Raw genomic sequence first — 1490 nt, forward strand, 5'->3', positions numbered from 1 at the left:
AAGTGAATTTATAAAAAAGTTAACATAATTTTATCATTATTTTAAATTTATCATTACAAGCAAGTAAAACAAAGCGAAGCAATCCAAATATAATTAAATTCCTTTTTTGTGGATTACTTCGGGCGTTGCCCTCGTTCCCTAGGCTAAAGCCCACACACTAAAAGCGGGCAGTCGCCGAGTGCGGGACGCCTCGCCAATCCCAAAGGGACGCAGAGCGAAGGCGGACAGTAGTCTCGGCGAATGACGAAATAAAAATTCGTTCATTATTTTTTATATTATCTATTAATCAAAGATAATTAAATTTTCCGTAAGTTATTTTTTTATGCAAGGCTATCGCTTCCGAGTCGGTTAAATGAGCGACATAATCTTTTATCAGCTCTTCATCATTTTTATAAGGAATGTTAGCTTTTTTAAATAATTTGTCTTCTTCTATAATTTCTTTATGTTTTAATAAATATTCAAAAATCGTGGAAACTATTCTATAAACTCTTTCGGAATCTTCGAGTATCGCTTTGCTTTCGTAAACTTTTTTAAACATAAACGCTCTTAAATTATTTATCGCTTTCAATACTTTATCGTCAATGTCAATCTCCATTTTTTCCATGCTCGCTTCGATTACTCCCATAACCATAGCGTCAACTCTGTCTCCGTAGCTATGTCCCAAAACTTTAGTTATATCTTTTGGAATATCGCTTGTTTTTAAAAGTCCGTATCTTATCGCATCGTCTATATCATGATTAGAATAGGCTATCGTGTCGGATATTCTAACCAAAATTCCTTCATTTGTCGCTGGTCCCGAAGAATCGGCGATTAATTTTCCGCTTTTTCCTTTAGTATGTTTTACAATTCCGTCTCGCACTTCAAAAGTAAGGTTTAATCCTTTTCCTCTTTCCAAATGTTCGACTACTCTTAAAGAATGCGTGGAATGATGAAATCCTTTATAATATTTTGCAATCGCTTTTTCTCCCGCATGTCCAAAAGGCGAATGTCCCAAATCATGTCCGAGCGCTATCGCTTCCGTTAAATCTTCGTTTAATCTTAAAGCCCTCGCTATGCTTCGCGCGATTTGCATAACCTCCAAAGTATGAGTTAGTCTCGTTCTAAAATCTCCAACCGAAAGCATTATAACTTGAGCTTTATCTTTGAGTCTTCTAAAATATTCGCTGTGAATTATTCTGTCTCTGTCTTGCATATAGAGAGTTCTTATATCGTCCTTTTCTCTTTTGAATTCCGCTCCTTTGCTTTTTGCCGAAAACGAAGCCGCGGGAGACAAAAAACTTTTTTCTCTATCTTCTATATCGAGCCGTATTGTTCTCAAAATAAATTTCCTAAATAAACGATTTTTATGAACTATTATAATATAATTTTTCGCCTCCCACAAGATAAGTGGGTTGAAAAATGTGGGGAAACTATGTATAATAGAGAAGTGCGTAGGAAATACATCATAGATGTATTTCATTGGAGAGTTGTCCGAGAGGTCGAAGGTGCCG

General features: G+C 35.8%; 1 protein-coding gene. It reads right to left on the reverse strand.

Going from position 1 to position 1490, the window contains the following annotated elements; genetic code table 11:
* Positions 1–286 precede the first annotated feature (286 nt).
* Entirely contained in the window at positions 287–1318 is a 1032-nt protein-coding gene (locus ACR0QS_RS13200) for a deoxyguanosinetriphosphate triphosphohydrolase (RefSeq protein WP_432633914.1), read from the reverse strand.
* Between the last annotated feature and the right edge of the window lie 172 nt (positions 1319–1490).

This window comes from Brachyspira sp., assembly GCF_050873525.1.
Lineage (GTDB): Bacteria > Spirochaetota > Brachyspiria > Brachyspirales > Brachyspiraceae > Brachyspira.